The sequence below is a fragment of the Pseudomonas psychrophila HA-4 genome (genome assembly GCF_000282975.1).
Taxonomy (GTDB): Bacteria; Pseudomonadota; Gammaproteobacteria; order Pseudomonadales; family Pseudomonadaceae; genus Aquipseudomonas; species Aquipseudomonas psychrophila_A.
Window position 1 is genome coordinate 106,900 of sequence record NZ_ALJC01000025.1, and the last position, 18,235, is coordinate 125,134.

Annotated in this window: 16 protein-coding genes; 9 read left to right on the forward strand and 7 right to left on the reverse strand. The window is 57.7% G+C overall.

The features are described from left to right. Window positions 1-18 precede the first annotated feature (18 nt). Window positions 19-717, reverse strand: coding sequence for a CoA transferase subunit A (locus tag B347_RS0103280; RefSeq protein ID WP_019408283.1), 699 nt, complete (start codon window positions 715-717; stop codon window positions 19-21). A gap of 136 nt (window positions 718-853) precedes the next feature. On the opposite strand from B347_RS0103280, the gene B347_RS0103285 reads away from it, so the two are divergent. Further along, a complete protein-coding gene (locus tag B347_RS0103285) occupies window positions 854-1,744 on the forward strand; it encodes a LysR family transcriptional regulator (protein WP_019408284.1) in 891 nt (296 codons plus the stop codon). An 83-nt stretch (window positions 1,745-1,827) separates the two neighbouring features. Here B347_RS0103285 and B347_RS0103290 read toward each other — a convergent pair whose 3' ends face one another. Then, window positions 1,828-3,060, reverse strand: a complete 1,233-nt coding sequence (locus B347_RS0103290) for an MFS transporter (RefSeq protein WP_033387041.1) — start codon at window positions 3,058-3,060, stop codon at window positions 1,828-1,830. A gap of 78 nt (window positions 3,061-3,138) precedes the next feature. On the opposite strand from B347_RS0103290, the gene B347_RS0103295 reads away from it, so the two are divergent. From B347_RS0103295 to B347_RS0103305, 3 genes are all read left to right on the forward strand, one after another. Beyond that, complete coding sequence (locus B347_RS0103295; RefSeq protein ID WP_026013963.1) at window positions 3,139-3,960, forward strand: AraC family transcriptional regulator; 822 nt, start codon at window positions 3,139-3,141, stop codon at window positions 3,958-3,960. A 105-nt stretch (window positions 3,961-4,065) separates the two neighbouring features. Next, a complete protein-coding gene (locus B347_RS0103300) occupies window positions 4,066-4,725 on the forward strand; it encodes a M24 family metallopeptidase (RefSeq protein WP_019408287.1) in 660 nt (219 codons plus the stop codon). 291 nt (window positions 4,726-5,016) lie between these two features. After that, entirely contained in the window at window positions 5,017-5,427 is a 411-nt protein-coding gene (locus B347_RS0103305; protein WP_019408288.1) for an SRPBCC family protein, read from the forward strand. Between the two features lie 289 nt (window positions 5,428-5,716). Here B347_RS0103305 and B347_RS0103310 read toward each other — a convergent pair whose 3' ends face one another. Together B347_RS0103310 and gudD are read right to left on the reverse strand one after the other, a co-directional pair. After that, on the reverse strand, window positions 5,717-7,300 hold the full coding sequence (locus B347_RS0103310) for an aldehyde dehydrogenase (NADP(+)) (RefSeq protein WP_019408289.1): 1,584 nt from the start codon (window positions 7,298-7,300) through the stop codon (window positions 5,717-5,719). Window positions 7,301-7,347: 47 nt separating this feature from the next. After that, on the reverse strand, window positions 7,348-8,697 hold the full coding sequence (gudD, locus tag B347_RS0103315; protein ID WP_019408290.1) for a glucarate dehydratase: 1,350 nt from the start codon (window positions 8,695-8,697) through the stop codon (window positions 7,348-7,350). 398 nt (window positions 8,698-9,095) lie between these two features. Between gudD and B347_RS0103320 the strand changes: the two genes are divergently transcribed. Together B347_RS0103320 and B347_RS0103325 are read left to right on the forward strand one after the other, a co-directional pair. Then, window positions 9,096-9,449 carry a hypothetical protein gene (locus B347_RS0103320; protein WP_026013964.1) on the forward strand — a complete coding sequence of 118 codons (354 nt, stop codon included), beginning with the start codon at window positions 9,096-9,098 and terminating at the stop codon, window positions 9,447-9,449. A 30-nt stretch (window positions 9,450-9,479) separates the two neighbouring features. Further along, window positions 9,480-11,843 carry a DNA polymerase II gene (locus B347_RS0103325; protein WP_019408292.1) on the forward strand — a complete coding sequence of 788 codons (2,364 nt, stop codon included), beginning with the start codon at window positions 9,480-9,482 and terminating at the stop codon, window positions 11,841-11,843. Here the strand turns inward: B347_RS0103325 and B347_RS0103330 are convergent. Next, complete coding sequence (locus B347_RS0103330) at window positions 11,840-12,118, reverse strand: hypothetical protein (protein WP_019408293.1); 279 nt, start codon at window positions 12,116-12,118, stop codon at window positions 11,840-11,842. The genes B347_RS0103325 and B347_RS0103330 overlap by 4 nt on opposite strands. Before the next feature lie 163 nt (window positions 12,119-12,281). Continuing rightward, window positions 12,282-13,493: a 3-(3-hydroxy-phenyl)propionate transporter MhpT gene (gene mhpT / locus B347_RS0103335; RefSeq protein WP_019408294.1), complete on the reverse strand. Its 1,212-nt coding sequence runs from the start codon at window positions 13,491-13,493 to the stop codon at window positions 12,282-12,284. 348 nt (window positions 13,494-13,841) lie between these two features. Here mhpT and B347_RS0103340 point away from each other — a divergent pair, with 348 nt between their 5' ends. Next, on the forward strand, window positions 13,842-15,077 hold the full coding sequence (locus B347_RS0103340; protein WP_019408295.1) for an OprD family outer membrane porin: 1,236 nt from the start codon (window positions 13,842-13,844) through the stop codon (window positions 15,075-15,077). A 54-nt stretch (window positions 15,078-15,131) separates the two neighbouring features. Here B347_RS0103340 and B347_RS0103345 read toward each other — a convergent pair whose 3' ends face one another. After that, a complete protein-coding gene (locus B347_RS0103345; protein WP_019408296.1) occupies window positions 15,132-15,620 on the reverse strand; it encodes a MarR family winged helix-turn-helix transcriptional regulator in 489 nt (162 codons plus the stop codon). Window positions 15,621-15,821: 201 nt separating this feature from the next. Here B347_RS0103345 and B347_RS0103350 point away from each other — a divergent pair, with 201 nt between their 5' ends. Beyond that, window positions 15,822-16,652: a p-hydroxycinnamoyl CoA hydratase/lyase gene (locus B347_RS0103350; RefSeq protein WP_019408297.1), complete on the forward strand. Its 831-nt coding sequence runs from the start codon at window positions 15,822-15,824 to the stop codon at window positions 16,650-16,652. Window positions 16,653-16,773: 121 nt separating this feature from the next. Next, a complete protein-coding gene (locus tag B347_RS0103355) occupies window positions 16,774-18,222 on the forward strand; it encodes an aldehyde dehydrogenase (RefSeq protein ID WP_019408298.1) in 1,449 nt (482 codons plus the stop codon). The last annotated feature ends 13 nt before the right edge of the window (window positions 18,223-18,235 follow it).

Here is an 18,235-nt window from a genome sequence, read left to right on the forward strand (position 1 = left end):
TAAGGCTGGGGTAGGGGATCAAGGGCGCTCAGTGAGCTGTTCGATACGTTTTTCAAACGTGCCGCAAATGATCCGGTCGACGTAGATGCCAGGGGTGTGGATCTGCGCCGGGTCCAGCTCGCCGGGTTCGACAATTTCTTCAACTTCAACCACGGTAATCTTGCCCGCCGTGGCCGCCAGCGGGTTGAAGTTCTGCGCGGTGTGGCGGTAGATCACGTTGCCGAAGTGGTCAGCTTTCCAGCCTTTGACGATGGCGAAGTCACCCGTGATGGATTCCTCCATCAGGTAGGTACGGCCTTTGAATTCTCGGGTTTCCTTGCCATCTGCCACGGGCGTACCGACACCGGTAGCGGTAAAGAATGCTGGGATGCCAGCGCCGCCAGCGCGCATTTTCTCGGCCAGCGTGCCTTGTGGGGTGAGCACGACTTCAATTTCGCCGCTGAGCAACTGCTTCTCAAAGAGCGCGTTTTCACCGACATACGAGGCGACGACTTTGCTGATCTGGCGGTCTTGGAGCAGGATACCCAAGCCAAATCCATCCACGCCACAGTTGTTCGACACCACGGTCAGGTCCCGGGTGCCTTTGCGTTTGATCTCGTTGATCAGGTTTTCCGGGATCCCGCACAGGCCAAAGCCGCCCGAAATCACCGTCATGCCATCTTCAAGACCTGCCAGCGCTTCCTCGTAGGACGCTACGCGTTTATCAAAACCTGCCATATGCACCTCTTTTATTGTTGGAGAGTGGTGGTTAGCCGTATGAAGCGAGTGTTACCCCGCTGGATTGATTTGTTAAGTTGATTTTTAAGGTTGATTAATAGATAAATCGAAACAATTTAACGGGAGACCTCGCCCCATGACTGTGAAACAGATTCGCGCTTTTCTGGCGGTAGCGCAAAGCCTGAGCTTCGCCGTGGCGTGCGAGCGCCTGCATTTATCGCAATCGGCCTTGAGCCTGACCATCAAGGCATTGGAAGAAAACGTGGGCGGGCGCTTGTTTACCCGCACCACCCGCAACGTCGCACTGACCCCTGAAGGGGAGGCGTTGCTGCCTCGGGCTCGGCGATTGGTGGCTGACTGGGACAACGTTGAAGATGAAATGCGGCAACTGTTCACCTTGCAACGTGGCCGCGTGACATTGGCGGCAATCCCTTCGTTTGCCTGCAACTTGTTGCCACCCATTCTCAAAAATTTTCGCGTGCGCTACCCCAAGCTTAACGTCACGGTTAACGACGTCATCAACGAGCAAGTGCTGGAAATGGTCCGTGAGCGACAGGTGGAATTGGGGGTGGCGCTTGAGCCTGCGCCGGGTTCGTCACTGACCTTTACCCCGTTGTACATGGACCGTTTTGTCGCCGTGGTGCCGGCCGATTCCGAGCTGGCGGGCCTTTCGATCATCGACTGGAAAACCCTACTCGAACAGCCCTTCATCACCCTGCAACGGCCATCTGCGGTACGTGTACTGCTGGAAGAACACCTCCAAGCGCGGCACATGAAATTGCCGGTGGAATTCGAGAGTCATCAACTCGCCACCGTCGGGCGCATGGTCGCCAGCGGGCTGGGGGTGAGCGTGGTTCCGGCCCTGTGCGTCAAGCAGATGCTCGAACTGGGTGCGCATTGCATCACCTTGCACGAACCGATAGTGGAGCGAGCAATGGGCGTACTGACCAAACCGGGGCATGAACTGTCGGCGGCTGCGCAGGCTATGTTTGACAGCTTGTTGGATGAATGGCGAGTGATGCTGTAGGAACGAGCTTGTCCTGCGCTCGTTTGTTTTTAAGATCAAAAGATCGCGGGACAAGCTCGTTCCTACAGGGGGTTATGTACGCCTCAAACCCCTTTAGTAGACGGCAACAAGATGGTCAAAACCCCTAGCAACGGCAGGTACGAACACACCGAGTACACATACTCAATGCCGTGAATGTCCGCCAAGTGCCCGAGCAGGGCCGCACCGATGCCGCCGAATCCGAACATCAAGCCAAAGAACACACCGGCGATCATACCGACATTGCCGGGCACCAGTTCTTGCGCATATACCACGATGGCTGAGAACGCGGAGGCCAGGATGAACCCGATGATCATGCTCAAGATGCCGGTCCAGAACAGGTCGACATACGGCAGTGCGAGGCTGAATGGCGCAGCGCCCAGAATCGAGAACCAGATCACGGCTTTACGGCCGACTTTGTCGCCAATCGGGCCGCCGAAGAAGGTTCCCGCCGCCACTGCACCTAAAAACACGAACAGGTAGAGCTGGGAGGTGGCCACCGACAGGTCGAATTTCTCGATCAGGAAGAAGGTGAAGTAGCTGGTGAAACTGGTCATGTAGAAGTATTTGGAGAACACCAGCATCGCCAGCACCACCAGTGCGGCCGTGACTCGTTGCTTGGACAGGCCATGGGTGGCCACCGTGCCTTGTTTGAGCGTGAACAGGTTGAGGTGCTGGCGATACCAGCGACTCAAGCCGTACAGAATCCCGATGGCGAAGACGGCAAACAGGCCGAACCACGCGACGTTGCCCTGCCCGTAGGGGATGACGATGGCCGCGGCCAGTAGCGGGCCAAATGCGCTGCCAGCATTACCGCCGACTTGAAACGTGGATTGCGCCAAGCCGTAGCGCCCACCTGAGGCTAGGCGCGCCACTCTCGACGTCTCGGGATGGAAGGTGGATGAGCCGATCCCGACCAGTGCCGAGGCCACCAGAATGGCGGTGAAGGTGCCGACAAATGCCAGCATCAAAATCCCGATCAAGGTGCACAGCATTCCGGCGGGCAGCAACCAGGGCTTGGGATGGCGGTCGGTGTAGTAGCCGACGCCGGGTTGCAGCAAGGATGCCGTTAGCTGGAAGGTCAGCGTAATCAAGCCAATTTGGGTGAAGCTTAAGCCGTAGTTGGCTTTTAGCATCGGGTAGATGGAGGGCAGCACGGCCTGAATCAGGTCGTTGATCAGGTGCGCAAAGGCGCAGGCAGCGATCACACGCATCACCAGCGGGCTGGCTTGACTGGCCACCGAAGCGCTGGGGCTAGGGTTTGCGGTGGCCGAAGGGGTCGTACTTATTGTTGACATCGACGTTCATCCGATCAGGAAAACAGGGGCGTTGGGGTGCACAGCGGCAAAGCAACGGCTATCCTAAATTTCGCGAAATTGCCTGTCTCGCGCAATTCGGGCAGCTACTCTCTCAAAAGGGGAATCATCATCAACGCGTTGAAAGAATTTCTGCTTGAGGTCGATCAAGCAGTCTGGCCAGTCAGAAGCAGCGCGACCGATTACCCGGCTGACTGGGTTATTGCACCTCACTCACACACCAAGCATCAGCTGCTGTATGCCATCGAAGGCGTGATGGTGGTGCATTCGGCGATGAGCCAGTGGACCGTGCCGCCGAGTCGCGGGATATGGATGCCCTGTGGCCACGTGCATTCCATTCGTTGCGTGGGGCCGCTGAAAATGCGCAGTGTGTTTGTGCGGCCCGACGTGGTGGCGCAATTGCCCACTGAGACCCGTGCGGTGAGTATTTCGGCGCTGCTGAGTGAGTTGATCAAGGCTTCGATTGAGATCACCGCGCCTTACGAGGCCCAGTCGCGAGGCGAGCGGATCATGAACCTGATTCTGGATGAGCTGGCCATTTTGCCGGTCTTGCCGTTGCACCTGCCGCAGCCGGTTGACCCGCGCATTCAGACTATTTGTGCGGTGTTGCAGCGTGACCCGGGCGACGGCTCAACCCTTGCGCACTGGAGCGCGCGGCTGGCGCTGGACGAAAAAACCATCCAGCGGCTGTTTCACAAGGAAACCGGCATGACGTTTGGCCAATGGCGCCAGCAATCTCGGCTACTGCTGGCGTTGGAGCGGATAGCCATCGGCGAAAAAATCATCGATGTCGCCGGAGCCTTGGGGTATGACAGCCCGAGCGCGTTCACGACTATGTTCAAAAAACAGTTTGGTAAAACGCCGAGCAATTTCTTCAAATGACTGCCGCGCTCTACGGGTCCGTTTTTGCTTATGTGCGTGTTTAAAATGTGCGCTATATAGTTATTGTTACAGCGAAAATCCCCTCGGCACACACAGGAAATAACCGTGAGCGTTCAACCCAAAGAGGCCGTAGGCCCAAGCTACAGCATTGAGTCTATGCGCTACGCCCAAGCGCAGACGTGGAAAGCCATTGAGAATCTGTCGAAAATGATCAAGCCCGGCATGCTTGAAAGCGAGGCCGTTGCCTTGGGCAAGCAGGTATTGGCTGATTTAGACATGCAACGAATCTGGCATCCGCTGTTGGTGCGTTTTGGCGCCAATACCCTAAAAACCTTCAAACAACGCTCCGACGGAGATCCGGTGTTGGGTGAAAACGATATTTTCTTTATCGACATGGGTGCGGTCTGGCAAGGGCATGAAGGCGATGCGGGTGAAACCTTCGTCACCGGTAACGACCCTGAAATGAAAGCCTGCGCCGAGGCGGCTAAAACCTTGTTCGACCGGGTTCAGGCCAAATGGAAAAACCAGCAGGTGGTCGGCCTAGAGTTATACCGCTACGCCGAAGAACAGGCACAGGCAATGGGGTGGGTCCTGAACCTTACTATCAAGGGGCATCGCGTCAGCGACTTCCCGCACGCCATTCACCGGGGTGGCGATCTTGGTGACTTTGATCACTGCCCGAATGAAGGGTTGTGGATTCTGGAAATCCAGATCGCTCACCCAAGCAAAACCTATGGTGCCTTCTATGAAGACCTGCTGGCCTGAGCCTTGGTGTGTTGGGGCTACCGAGCTTTCTGGGCACTCACAACACTTGCCTGCTCGCTCGGGAAACGCTTCCGTTATTGCAGAAAAGCGTTGGTCTAGAGCGGTTGGTGTGGGTCAGCTATTGGCGCACACACAATACGAAGATTGTATTGAATACGCTAAGGTAGTGCTCCCTTACAGGCGCTGACGTGTTCGGCGTCGTTCAGGCATGCGTTGCTGGTGGATACGCCCCGAGCATTGTTCGGGTGTGAGTATGCCTGCAACGACAGATCATTCTCAGAGGAACAAAGCATGGCATCGGCATCCGCAGTTATTGAAATTTCGGCTTCGGCCGAGCAGGTTTGGCAATTGGTGGGTGGCTTCAACTCACTGCCGGATTGGCTCCCGATGATTGTCAAAAGCGAGGCGGGCGAGGGGGGTCGGCTGCGCCACTTGCAGACTCAGGACGGCACGGTAATTGTTGAGCGGCTTGAGGTGTTCGACAACGCAGGCAAAACCTATAGCTATTCGATCACCGAAGGTCCGTTCCCGGTGACTGACTATTTGGCCACTGTGCTTGTTGAAGCACACGGCACGGGCGCGCGAGTGACGTGGTCTGGACGTTTCACCCCGGCCGGAATCAGCGAGGCAGAGGCGCAATCACTGTTCACAGGCGTTTATCAAGGCGGGCTAGACGCGCTGCGCGGCAATTTCCCGGACTGAAGCAGCGCTTTGCCAATTTAGGGTCGGCTGCAGAGGTTGCTTTACATGACCTGGATCAATACCGGCGCATAAAAAAACCTGCAAAATTTCTTGTTACTTGTTGTAACACTGGGATATTATCGCCCTGCGTTCACCTACCACGGTTTATGCATTTTTAAGCCCCAAGTTTCCATCAGCTACTTGGGCTTTTTTTTGCCTAAAATTCAGCGTTGGATCCACTCTTTTAATGCCGCTGTGGGGGCCGCCTAAGGCTGCCCCCACAACGTATGAGCCTCGTCCCCGTGCGTGATTAAGCAATCGCCAGCGCACTCCACTCGCCATTCACCAGACGCTGCAAGCCCAGCGGGTTGCTGTTCTGTAACGCTTCGGGAAGCAGGGCATCGGGGTAGTTTTGGTAACACACAGGCCGCAGGAAGCGATCAATGGCCAGTGAGCCAACCGACGTGCCGCGTGCGTCTGAGGTCGCCGGGTACGGGCCGCCGTGCACCATGGCGTCACACACCTCAACGCCCGTCGGATAACCGTTGACCAGAATTCGCCCAACCTTGTGCTCAAGAATCGGCACCAGCCACTGGTACTGCTGAAGATCTGCCGGTTCGCCGATCAGGGTCGCGGTCAGTTGCCCGCGCAAGGCCTGCAATGCGGCTTTTAGCTGAGCATCATCTGCGACTTCGATGAGGATGGTTGCCGGGCCGAAGACTTCTTCTTGCAGCAGCGGATCTTTGTTTAGCAGCAAGCTGACATCCGCCTTGAACAGTTGCGGCTGCGCTTGCGCACCCGATTGGCTGTTACCCGTGAGGTGGGTAATACCGGCGTGCTTAATGAGGTGTTCTACGCCCTTGGCGTAGTTGCGCAGCCCGCCTGCATTGAGCAGGGTGTGCGGTGCCTGTTCGCTCATGTGCTGGGTTAATTGCTCGATAAATGCTGAGAACTCAGGCGAACGTATCCCGAGAACTAACCCAGGGTTGGTGCAGAATTGACCGCCACCCAAGGTGACAGAGGCTGCCAGATCCTTGGCCACGGTCGCGCCACGCGCTGCCAGTGCGTGAGGTAAGACGATGACCGGGTTGATGCTCGACATCTCGGCAAATACCGGGATTGGCTGTTCGCGTTCGGCGGCCATTTTGCTGAGTGCGTTACCGCCGTGCAACGAGCCGGTGAAACCCACGGCTTGGATGGCAGGGTGCTTGACCAGCGGCTCGCCGACGCCTGCGCCGAAGATCATGTTGAACACACCCTTGGGCATGCCGGTCTTTTCGGCGGCGCGGATAATCGCGCAGCCCACTTGGTCGGCGGTTGCCATGTGTCCACTGTGGGCCTTGAACACCACCGGGCAACCTGCGGCAAACGCGGCAGCGGTGTCGCCACCGGCCGTCGAGAACGCCAGCGGAAAGTTACTGGCGCCGAACACAGCGATTGGCCCCACGCCAATGCGATATTGACGCAGGTCTGCACGTGGCAGGGGGGTGCGGTCTGGCAGCGCCAGATCAATACGAGCCCCTAAAAAGTCCCCACGACGCAGCACGTTGGCGAACAGGCGCATTTGGCCGCTGGTGCGACCCCGCTCACCTTGAATACGCCCGACAGGCAGCGCAGTTTCGCGACATACCAGGGCCACAAAGTCATCGCCGAGTTGGTCGATTTCATCTGCGATGGCATCCAGAAATTCTGCACGGCGCTCAGGGCTCAGTTGGCGAAAGGCAGCAAAGGCTTCATCGGCGGCATTGGCAGCGCGATCGACTTCTTCGGATGTGGCCTGATGGAAGTGAAACGGCAGCGCTTCGCCAGTGCTGGCGTCCAGGCTTTGAAGGGTGGTGGTGCCCTCAGCGCTGCGGGTGCCCGCGATAAAGTTGTGGCCTGTTACGGTCGACATGTATTCAGTCCTTGTTAGAGAGGCATGAGTGCTGCGCGAGGGTTGGCTCAGCGCACCAGACAGGGTTTTTTGTTGTCGAATTTCCAGCCGGGAATCATGAACTGCATGGCGACGCTGTCATCCCGTGCGCCCAGGCCCATCCCTTTATAGAGTTCGTGGGCGTTGGCCACGGCGTCCATGTCAATGTCTACGCCCAGGCCGGGTTTGGCCGGAACGGTGACGTGGCCGTCGACAATTTTCAGCGGTTGGCGGGTCAGGCGCTGGCCGTCTTGCCAGATCCAGTGGGTATCAATGGCGGTGATTTCGCCCGGCGCGGCGGCGGCCACTTGGGTGAACATGGCCAGCGAAATATCAAAGTGGTTGTTGGAATGCGAGCCCCAGGTCAGGCCCCACTCGTGACACATCTGTGCGACACGGACCGAACCCTGCAGGGTCCAGAAGTGCGGGTCAGCCAGCGGTATGTCGACCGATTGCAATTGGATCGCATGGCCCATCTCGCGCCAATCGGTGGCGATCATGTTGGTGGCGGTCGGCAGGCCGGTGGCACGCCGGAACTCGGCCATCACTTCGCGGCCCGAGTAGCCGTTTTCCGCGCCGCACGGGTCTTCGGCATACGCCAGTACGTGATGCTGGTCACGGCATAAGGCGATGGCCTCTTTCAGCGACCAGGCGCCATTTGGGTCCAGGGTGATGCGGGCATCCGGGAAGCGTTCAGCCAAGGCTGTCACGGCTTCAATTTCTTCGGCACCGCGTAATACGCCACCCTTGAGCTTGAAGTCGTTAAAGCCATACTTGGCTTGCGCCGCTTCTGCCAAGCGCACCACGGCCTCTGGGGTCATGGCCTTTTCATGACGCAAGCGAAACCAGTCATCGGCATCCGCCTCGCTGCGGTACGCCAAGTTGGTTTGCTGGCGGTCGCCGATGTAAAACAGATAACCCAGCATTTTCACCGCGTCGCGTTGCTGGCCTTCGCCGAGCAAAGCGGCGACCGGTATCTCAAGGAACTGGCCGAGCAGGTCAAGCAGGGCGGCTTCCATCGCCGTTACCGCGTGAATGGTGATGCGCAGGTCAAACGTTTGTAGGCCTCGGCCTGCCGCGTCGCGGGCGGCGAAGGTAGTGCGCATCTGGTTGAGGACGCTTTGGTAGTTGCCGATGGGCTGGCCCACTACTAGGCTGCGGGCGTCTTCCAGGGTTTCGCGGATGCGCTCGCCGCCCGGCACTTCGCCGACGCCGGTATTGCCGCTGCTGTCCTTGAGAATCACGAGGTTGCGGGTAAAGAAAGGGCCGTGGGCGCCGCTGAGGTTGAGCAGCATGCTGTCATGGCCGGCGACCGGAATCACGTGCAGGCTGGTGACGATCGGGGCTTTGGAGGCGTGGTGTGAGTGCTCGGCATTCATGGCAGGTCCTTAAAAACGTCAGGGGTTGGCCCTTCATTATTGTTATGGGGGTATTGCGCACCCAAGGAGATGCTTTTAGTTGACGGACATCATACGAGTTGAAAATTCGACTCGCAATCACTCGCTGCAAACCAAATGGTTATAAAAACTAGGGTTTATAGTTGCTTATCGCTGTTTTTGAGGCTTTTTGAATACCTTTATCGGTTTTAGTCTTTTGGAAGCTGCCTATTTGAGCTGAATTTTTTGTCAGCGAAGACGCTGTTTAAAGAATTTCTATGCTAGTTGTCGTACGTGTTGAGCGCTAAGGCCTACCGCCTGTAGAGGGTGAGGTCTGGATGAAAATGAATCTGCTTAACCCGCGTGCTATCGTGCTCAACTTTTTTGAGGGGGAACATCCAATGCGAATGTTGATCGGCGCCATGAGTGTGATCTTGCTGGCCGGCTGTGTGTCTCCGGCGATGAACGATGCGCGTAGCAAGACCCCGACGCGGGTTCTGACCTCGGCCAAAGAGGCCCCGTTGGTTGCTGAGTGCATCAAGTTTTCATGGCAGGACGAAAACGTGTTCGGGGTAGATGCCAGCGCGTATATCAACACTGAAAAATCCGGCCAGTTGACCGTTTATACCCGTGGTGCCGAGTCGTTTGCCGATCTGGTGCCACAAGGTACGGGCACGGCCCTGAGCTATTACGCCAAGCAGCCAGATGACAGCGCGGCGATGCGTCGTTTGGCGATGTTGGCGACGTGCCTGTAAACCTGCGGTTTACGTGTTGAGGCGGCTGCAGTGAGCTTGAAACCAGGCTTTGTGCTGACCCGGCACTGGCGCGACACGCCGTCGGGTGTCGAGGTTGAACTGTGGCTGGCCACCGATGAGGGGCCGCAACGGGTGCGCCTGCCACTCCAGACGTCGGTGGCGTTTATCCCGGTGGTCCAGCGTGATCAAGCTCAAGCTGTATTGAAGGATGAGCGCGACGTCGAATTCCGCGATTTGGCACTGTGTGATTTTCAGTCGCGGCCGGTGCTCGGCCTTTATTGCCGGCAGCATGCCCACCTGATCGACACCGCCCAGCGCCTGCGTCGCGCTGGGGTTGATGTGTATGAGGCCGACATTCGGCCGCCCGAGCGCTTTTTGATGGAGCGCTTCATTACCGCGCCGGTAAGTTTTAGCGGCCAGGCCCAGGCCGATGGGTTGCTGCTAAACACCCAGATGAAACCGCACCCCGACTATCGCCCGCGCTTGAAGCTGGTCTCGCTGGACATTGAAACCAGTGCCCAGGGTGACCTGTATTCCATTGCCCTTGAAGGGTGTGGTCAGCGTCAGGTGTACATGCTTGGCAAGGCGACCGAAGCCGACACACCGGTGGATTTCGACCTTGAGTTCTGCGCCACCCGTGGCGAGTTGTTGCAACGTCTCAACCAATGGCTGGCCCTTCACGACCCCGACGCGATCATCGGCTGGAACGTGGTGCAGTTCGACATGCGGGTCTTGCATGAGCATGCCCGGCGATTGGGCATCCCGCTGTTGTTGGGGCGTGGAGGCAGCGAAATGCAGTGGCGCGAGCACGGCACCCGCAAAAACCATTTCTTTGCCAGCGCCGCAGGGCGTTTGATCATCGACGGCATTGAGTCGCTGCGCTCTGCGACGTGGTCGTTTTCCTCGTTCAGCCTGGAAAACGTCGCCCAGACCCTACTCGGCGAAGGCAAGGACATCAGCACCCCGTATCAGCGCATGGACGAAATTAACCGCATGTTCGTCGAGGACAAGCCCGCACTGGCACGCTACAACCTCAAGGACTGCGAGTTGGTGACGCGCATCTTCGAAAAAACCGAACTGCTGACCTTTCTGCTGGAGCGTGCCTCGGTCACGGGGCTGGAAGCGGACCGCAGCGGCGGCTCGGTAGCGGCGTTTTACCACTTGTACATGCCGCTGATGCACCGCCAGGGTTTTGTCGCGCCCAATCTCGGCGATAAGCCGCCGCAAGCCAGCCCCGGCGGTTTTGTCATGGAGTCGCAGCCAGGTTTGTACGAGTCAGTGTTGGTGCTCGACTACAAAAGTCTTTACCCGTCGATTATCCGCACCTTTCTCATCGATCCGCTGGGGCTGGTCGAAGGCCTGCGCCAGCCTGACGCGGAACATTCGGTACCGGGTTTTCGCGGAGCGCGCTTTTCCCGCACGCGGCATTGCTTGCCGGCCATCATCGAACGGGTTGCCAATGGGCGAGAAGTGGCTAAACGCGAAAAAAATGCGCCGCTGTCCCAAGCCCTGAAAATCATCATGAACGCGTTTTATGGGGTGTTGGGCTCCAGCGGTTGCCGTTTCTTTGACACCCGGCTGGCGTCATCAATCACCCTGCGTGGGCACGAAATCATGCTCAAAACCCGGGCGCTGATCGAGGCGCAGGGTTTTAGCGTGATCTACGGCGACACCGACTCCACGTTTGTCTGGCTGCGCAGCGAACACAGCGAAGCGGACGCCTCGCGTATCGGGCGCGAACTGGTGCAGCACGTCAACCAATGGTGGCAAGCCCACGTGCGCGATGAGTACGGACTCACCAGCGCGCTCGAATTGCAGTTTGAAACGCACTACAACCGGTTCCTGATGCCAACCATTCGTGGCGCCGAAGAAGGCAGTAAAAAGCGCTACGCAGGCTTGGTGGCGCATACGGACGGGCGTCGGGAAATGGTCTACAAAGGGCTTGAAACTGTGCGCAGCGACTGGTCGCCGCTGGCTCAACAGTTTCAGCAGGCGCTGTACCTGCGGATCTTCAATCGCGAGCCGTATCAAGACTACGTGCGCGATTTCGTGCGCAGCACCCTGGCGGGCGAGCATGACGAACTGCTGATCTACCGTAAGCGTTTGCGCCGTCCATTGAGCGACTACGAACGCAATGTACCGCCCCATGTACGGGCCGCGCGGCTGGCCGATGAATACAACGACCAGCAGGGGCGGCCACGGCAATACCAACATGGCGGCAGCATCAGCTACGTCATCACCGTGGCAGGCCCGCAGCCGCTGGAAAACCGCACAGCTGAAGTGGATTACGACCACTACCTGACGCGCCAACTACAACCGGTGGCCGACGCGATTTTGGGGTTTGTCGACGACGACTTCAGCGCCTTGGTCGGCGGCCAAATGGGCTTGTTTTAAGCGTCGCTGGCTGGCGTCGCGGCCTTGGAGCGGGCGCGGTCTTTCGCGGCTTTGGCTTCAGCGGCCAGACATTCCAGGCAAAACTGCTCGGCGTAGCTCATCAGGATTTCAGTGGTATCGCCTTTAATCGTGCGTGAACCGGCGAGGATATAGCGCATGCGTTTTTCGGTGACACCGATGCGCTGGGCAATCCAGGCGGGGGTTTGGCCGATGCGGTCGACCAGTTTGTTCGCGTATTCGGTGGAGTGGTTATAGCGTTCAGCATTGGGAAACATAGGGGTTCCATGGGCGAGGAATAAAAGCCGGACGGCAGGTTACTCCTTTTCGCCGCAAACGCCTGTTTTTAAACAATTGGAGTGATAAGAGGCGATCTGTGGAGCGGGCGTGCTCGTGATCGTATAAAGGATCACGAGCACGTTCGTTATTACGCAGGGAGGATTAACGCGCCGCAGCTGTTTTCAAGCCAGTGCCCTGGGCTGAGCGCGAGATCACGGTAATCACCGCCAGCGCCGCAATCACCAACCCCGGCGATGTGGCCAGCAGGACGCCGGCTGTGCCTGCACCGGCGGCCAGAATCTGCCCGGCGGCCAAAGGCCCAGCGACTGAACCCAAACGGCCAATCGCCACAGCTGCGCCCACGCCTGTTGCACGCACGGTGGTGGGATACAGCGGCGGTGCCAGCGCGTACAGCACCAGCTGCGCGGCCATCACAAACAGGCCCGCCGCAAAGGCCGCGGTTGCCATGGGCACAATCCCGACCGAAAAGCCGACCCCGGCCAATGCCGCCAGTAGTCCGGCATATACGCTCAATACCACTTTGATCGGGTTGCAGCGGTCCAGCAGGAAGCCGCCCAGCAAGGAACCCAGCGCGCCACCGATGTTGAATAGCATCTGCACCATGCCTGCCTGCGGCTTGGTGAAGCCCTGTTCAAGCAACAGTGACGGCAGCCAGTTCAGCAACATGTACATCACGGTCAGGGTGAAGAAGTAACTCAGCCATAACCCGGTAGTAGAGGTGGCGCGGCCTTCGCCAAACAGCGCCTTGGCGGTTGATACACGAGTGGCATGCACGGCGCTTTGACGGAACACGTTGGATTCGGGCAGCAGCATGATCATCAGCGGAACCGCCAGCAGCGGGGCCAGACCGCCGATGATAAAGGTGGTTTGCCAATGGTCATGGGAGAACATTGCGACCACCGCAGCCAGTGCGCCGCCCAGCGGTACGCCGCAGTACATGACGCTGATAGCCGTGCCGCGACGACGCTCATCCACTGCCTCAGCACACAGTGCAATCAGGTTCGGGAGGGCGGCGCCCAGGCCCAGGCCGGTCATGAAACGCACGAGCAGCAAGTGCGAATAGGTGTCGACGTAGGCTGTCAACAGTGAGAAAACCCCGAACAGGGTGACCGCGCCGATCAAGATCTTTTTGCGGCCGATACGGTCGGCAATCCAACCGCCGAAAAACGCTCCGGGTAGCAGGCCAATGATCCCGACGCTGAACACCCAGCCCATCATTTTCGGGTCCAGGGCAAAGGTTTGACGCAAGCCTGCAGCAGCCGTTCCGGCGGCTTGCAGATCGAAACCTTCGATCAGTGCAACGATAAAGCACAAAGCGATTGTCAGCGTCGAACGCTGCTGTGGAGTGTTCATGGGTGAACCTCATTCTTGTTTTTGTAGGGGGAGGGCTTTCTGCGATCAAAATAAAGATTAACAAAGATAACTAAAAAAAGAATCTTTGATCTTAAAAGCCTCTAAATCAGCTTTAAGCCTTATAGAACAGCAGTGTAGACAGGCTATGTTGATAATTTTTGAAAATAGATAATAAAGTTAATGTTCGATTATCGGTCATTAGTGATTGACGTTGCCGTGGGTTGTTTCCATTCTCTGCCAGGAGAATCGCCATGAGAGCGATCTGTTCGTGCCAAAAACAACAATAAATGGACAATCACTATGCTTAAGCTCAACCAAGGCACTTCCCCGTTAATTCCTCTCTCGTGCATGGCGCTGAGCCTGTTTTCCAGCGGGCTCATGGCTCAAGGATTTATAGAAGACAGCCATGGCACCTTGACCCTGCGCAACTACTACATGGACCGTGATTACAAGGATGGCGGCGCCAAAACCGCTGCCCGAGAATGGGCGCAAGGCTTTATCGCCAACGTGGAGTCGGGTTTTACCGAAGGTACCGTTGGTTTCGGCTTGGATGTGCGCGGCTTGCTGGGGGTTAAGCTGGACTCGTCACCTGACCGCAGCGGTACCGAACTGTTGCCGGTCAATAAGGACAAACAGGCGGCCGACGAATATTCACGTTTGGCCTTCACCGGCAAATTGCGCTTCAGTGAAACCACAATCAAAACTGGCGACGTGTCGATTTTTCTGCCGTTTGCCTTTGCCAGTCCCTCGCGCCTGCTCCCGCAGAGTTTTCAAGGAACCATTGTCAGTTCCAAGGAAATTCAGGACCTGACCTTCAACACGGGCTATCTCGACCGCATCAACAAGCGTGATTCGACTGACTATCAGCCGATGACGATTGCTTCGCCCAACGGGCGCTTCAAAGGCTCGGCCACGACCTCGCACCTGGCTTATGCCGGGGGCGATTACCAGGTCAATAAGGACTTGAGCCTGCGCGCCTATCACGTTGAAGTGGCCGATCTGTACAAGCAGAGCACCTTCGCTGTGCTGCACAAATTGCCGGTGGGCGACGGCGTGCTGACCACGGACCTGCGCAGCTTTTTCAGTGGCGAGGCGGGCAGCGCCAAGGCAGGTAAGGTCGACAACATCAACGTTTCTGGGTTGTTGGGGTATCGGTTGGGCGGGCACGGCTTTGGCGTGGGCTATATGCATGCCAGTGGTGATACGGCCACGCCGTATATCTCGGGCACTGAGTTGATGGGCATGAGCGAACTGACCATGAGTTCGGACTTCCTGAACGCCAAGGAGCGCACCTGGCAAGCGATCTATGACTACGATTTCACGGCGGTTGGGCTGGTCGGTTTAAAAAGCCGCCTGCGCTATGTGCGCGGCGACAATATTGAACTGGCGTCGTTGAATGCCAATGATCGTAAGGAGCGCGAATTCCAGATGGAGTTGGGGTATGTGATCCAGAGCGGGCCACTGAAGAATCTTGGGCTCTTGGCGAGAAAGTCGATTTATCGCAACAACTTCCCGACCGGGGCGGCTTTTCGCGACGAAAACCAGACCCGCTTCATCGCGATGTACACCTTGCCGATTTGGTAACTCAACCCGCTTGCTCGCGATCTTTTAAAAAGTGTCAAAAGATCGCGACGGCGGTTAATCCTGATACACCTTCTTCAGCAACCTCAACAGCTCTTCGCGCTCGGCAGGGTCGAGCGCAGAGGTGGCGTCGATATCGCTCTGTGCAGCGATTTTCTTGAGCTCTTTGAGCAGCGTTTCGCCGGTCTTGCTCAAAAAAATCCCGTACGAGCGCTTGTCGGGTTTGCACCGAACCCGTACCGCCAAAGCGCGGCTTTCCAGCTTGTTCAGCAAGGGCACCACTTGCGGCGGCTCAATCGACAGTGCGCGCGCTAGGTCGGCCTGCATCAGGCCGGGATTCTGATCAATGATCGCCATGGCTGAAAACTGTGCGGGTCGCAGGTCGTGGACTGACAGTTGGTTTATCAGGTTTTGGAACAGCTTGAGCTGAGCGCGACGCATGGCATAGCCGATCAGGTCGTCGAGCGCTGCGTCTAGCGGCACTTGCACGTCAGTGCCAGCTGGCAGGGCCTCTTGAGTGTCGGGAAGCGTTGCGGGCTTGGCCATGGGCAGAGAAATCCTTGTGCGAATGAAGTTAAGAGACCTATCTATTTTGCCGAGGTTGCGAGTTGATAGCTACCGTTGCGTTATTTCACGTGCGGCTGGGGTTTAGAAACTTGGTTAATTAGATTAATAGTTAATTGACATAACTATATTTGAGCGTTAGTTTTTAGTCATCTTCAAGCGAACAACAAGAGAGCAATCGCTATGAGCAAATACGAAGGCCGCTGGACCACCGTCAAAGTCGAAATCGAAGACAGCATCGCTTGGGTGATTTTGAATCGTCCGGAAAAACGCAATGCCATGAGCCCCACCCTGAACCGCGAAATGATCGACGTTCTGGAAACCTTGGAACAGGACGCTGACGCTGGTGTGCTGGTATTGACCGGTGCCGGTGAGGCCTGGACAGCGGGCATGGATTTGAAAGAATACTTCCGCGAAGTGGACGCGGGGCCGGAAATTCTTCAAGAGAAAATTCGCCGCGAAGCCTCTCAATGGCAATGGAAGTTGCTGCGCATGTACGCCAAACCAACGATCGCGATGGTCAATGGCTGGTGCTTCGGGGGTGGTTTCAGTCCGCTGGTGGCCTGCGACTTGGCGATCTGCGCCGATGAAGCGACCTTTGGCCTGTCGGAAATCAACTGGGGCATTCCGCCGGGCAATCTGGTGAGCAAAGCCATGGCCGACACCGTGGGGCATCGCCAGTCGCTGTACTACATCATGACCGGCAAGACGTTTGGCGGGCAGAAAGCGGCCGAGATGGGCCTGGTTAACGAAAGCGTGCCATTGGCGCAATTGCGTGAAGTGACCGTGGAGTTGGCGCGTAATCTGTTGGAGAAAAACCCGGTGGTGCTGCGCGCCGCCAAGCATGGTTTCAAGCGCTGCCGCGAACTGACCTGGGAACAGAACGAAGATTACCTGTACGCCAAACTCGATCAGTCTCGCTTGCTGGACACCGAAGGCGGGCGTGAGCAGGGCATGAAGCAGTTTTTGGATGACAAGAGCATCAAGCCCGGCTTGCAGGCGTATAAGCGTTAACTCTGCTGTGGGAGCGATCTTTTTAAAGGATCAAAATATCGCGGAACAAGCTCGCTCCTACACGATGATGCGCAACAGCAGCAATCAGCATTCCCGATAAAGACAATAAAGAGGAATCACCATGTTGGACGTGCCCCTGTTGATCGGCGGTCTGTCGTGTCCGGCCCGTGACGGTCGAACGTTCGAGCGCCGCAACCCGGTGACCGGCGAAGTCGTGTCGCGCGTTGCCGCCGCCACTCTGCAAGATGCCGATGCCGCGGTGGCGGCGGCTCAAGCGGCGTTCCCTGTGTGGGCCGCGCTGGCGCCCAATGAACGGCGCACGCGGTTATTGGCAGCCGCCGATCTGTTGCAGGCCCGCAGCGCCGAATTCATTGCCGCCGCCGGTGAAACCGGGGCCATGGCTAATTGGTATGGCTTCAACGTCAAACTGGCGTCCGGGATGCTGCGCGAAGCCGCGTCGATGACCACGCAGATTAGCGGTGAAGTGATTCCTTCGGATGTGCCTGGCAGCTTTGCTATGGCTCTGCGCCAACCCTGTGGCGTGGTGTTGGGCATTGCGCCGTGGAACGCACCGGTCATTCTAGCCACCCGGGCGATAGCCATGCCGCTGGCGTGTGGCAACACCGTGGTGCTTAAAGCGTCGGAATTGAGCCCGGCGGTTCATCGGCTGATCGGTCAGGTGTTGCAAGATGCGGGCTTGGGCGATGGCGTGGTTAACGTCATCAGCAACGCCCCGGCCGATGCCCCGGCGATTGTCGAGCGGCTGATTGCCAACCCTGCCGTGCGCCGGGTCAATTTCACTGGCTCGACCCATGTGGGGCGCATCGTCGCCGAACTGTCGGCGCGTCACCTCAAACCAGCACTCCTCGAACTGGGCGGCAAAGCGCCGTTTCTGGTGCTCGACGACGCCGACCTAGACGCCGCAGTCGAAGCGGCGGCGTTCGGTGCTTATTTCAATCAGGGGCAGATTTGCATGTCCACCGAGCGCCTGATTGTCGATAACCACGTAGCCGATGTGTTTGTCGACAAGTTGGCGCGCAAGATCGCGACCTTGCCAGCGGGCAACCCCGGTTCTGCCGATTCTGTGCTGGGTTCGTTGGTGGACAGCAACGCCGGGCAGCGCATCAAAGCCCTGATTGACGATGCCGTGAGCAAGGGCGCGCGGTTGGTTGCTGGTGGGCAAGTTGAAGGCAGCATCATGCAGCCAACCTTGCTCGATCACGTCACGGCAGACATGCGTTTGTACCGCGAAGAATCCTTCGGCCCGGTGGCCGTGGTGTTGCGCGACACCGGCGATGAGGCGTTACTGCGTCTGGCCAACGATTCAGAGTTCGGCCTGTCATCGGCGATTTTTAGCCGTGACACCAGTCGTGCCCTGGCACTGGCGCAGCGGGTCGAATCGGGCATTTGTCACATCAATGGGCCGACCGTGCACGACGAGGCGCAAATGCCCTTTGGTGGGGTCAAAAACAGTGGCTACGGCAGTTTTGGGGGTAAGGCGGCGATTGAGCATTTCACTCAATTGCGCTGGGTCACCTTGCAGAATGGGCCGCGTCACTACCCGATCTGAGTGCAGCGATTCA

Excerpts from the sequence above, each read along its gene's own strand:
- gudD (WP_019408290.1), bottom strand. The coding sequence starts at position 8,697 with ATGAATGCCGAGCACTCACACCACGCCTCCAAAGCCCCGATCGTCACC.
- B347_RS0103305 (WP_019408288.1), top strand. The coding sequence starts at position 5,017 with ATGGCATCGGCATCCGCAGTTATTGAAATTTCGGCTTCGGCCGAGCAG.
- B347_RS0103355 (WP_019408298.1), top strand. The coding sequence starts at position 16,774 with ATGTTGGACGTGCCCCTGTTGATCGGCGGTCTGTCGTGTCCGGCCCGT.
- B347_RS0103340 (WP_019408295.1), top strand. The coding sequence starts at position 13,842 with ATGGCGCTGAGCCTGTTTTCCAGCGGGCTCATGGCTCAAGGATTTATA.
- B347_RS0103345 (WP_019408296.1), bottom strand. The coding sequence starts at position 15,620 with ATGGCCAAGCCCGCAACGCTTCCCGACACTCAAGAGGCCCTGCCAGCT.
- B347_RS0103290 (WP_033387041.1), bottom strand. The coding sequence starts at position 3,060 with ATGTCAACAATAAGTACGACCCCTTCGGCCACCGCAAACCCTAGCCCC.
- B347_RS0103285 (WP_019408284.1), top strand. The coding sequence starts at position 854 with ATGACTGTGAAACAGATTCGCGCTTTTCTGGCGGTAGCGCAAAGCCTG.
- B347_RS0103280 (WP_019408283.1), bottom strand. The coding sequence starts at position 717 with ATGGCAGGTTTTGATAAACGCGTAGCGTCCTACGAGGAAGCGCTGGCA.
- B347_RS0103330 (WP_019408293.1), bottom strand. The coding sequence starts at position 12,118 with ATGTTTCCCAATGCTGAACGCTATAACCACTCCACCGAATACGCGAAC.
- B347_RS0103310 (WP_019408289.1), bottom strand. The coding sequence starts at position 7,300 with ATGTCGACCGTAACAGGCCACAACTTTATCGCGGGCACCCGCAGCGCT.
- B347_RS0103320 (WP_026013964.1), top strand. The coding sequence starts at position 9,096 with ATGCGAATGTTGATCGGCGCCATGAGTGTGATCTTGCTGGCCGGCTGT.
- B347_RS0103350 (WP_019408297.1), top strand. The coding sequence starts at position 15,822 with ATGAGCAAATACGAAGGCCGCTGGACCACCGTCAAAGTCGAAATCGAA.
- mhpT (WP_019408294.1), bottom strand. The coding sequence starts at position 13,493 with ATGAACACTCCACAGCAGCGTTCGACGCTGACAATCGCTTTGTGCTTT.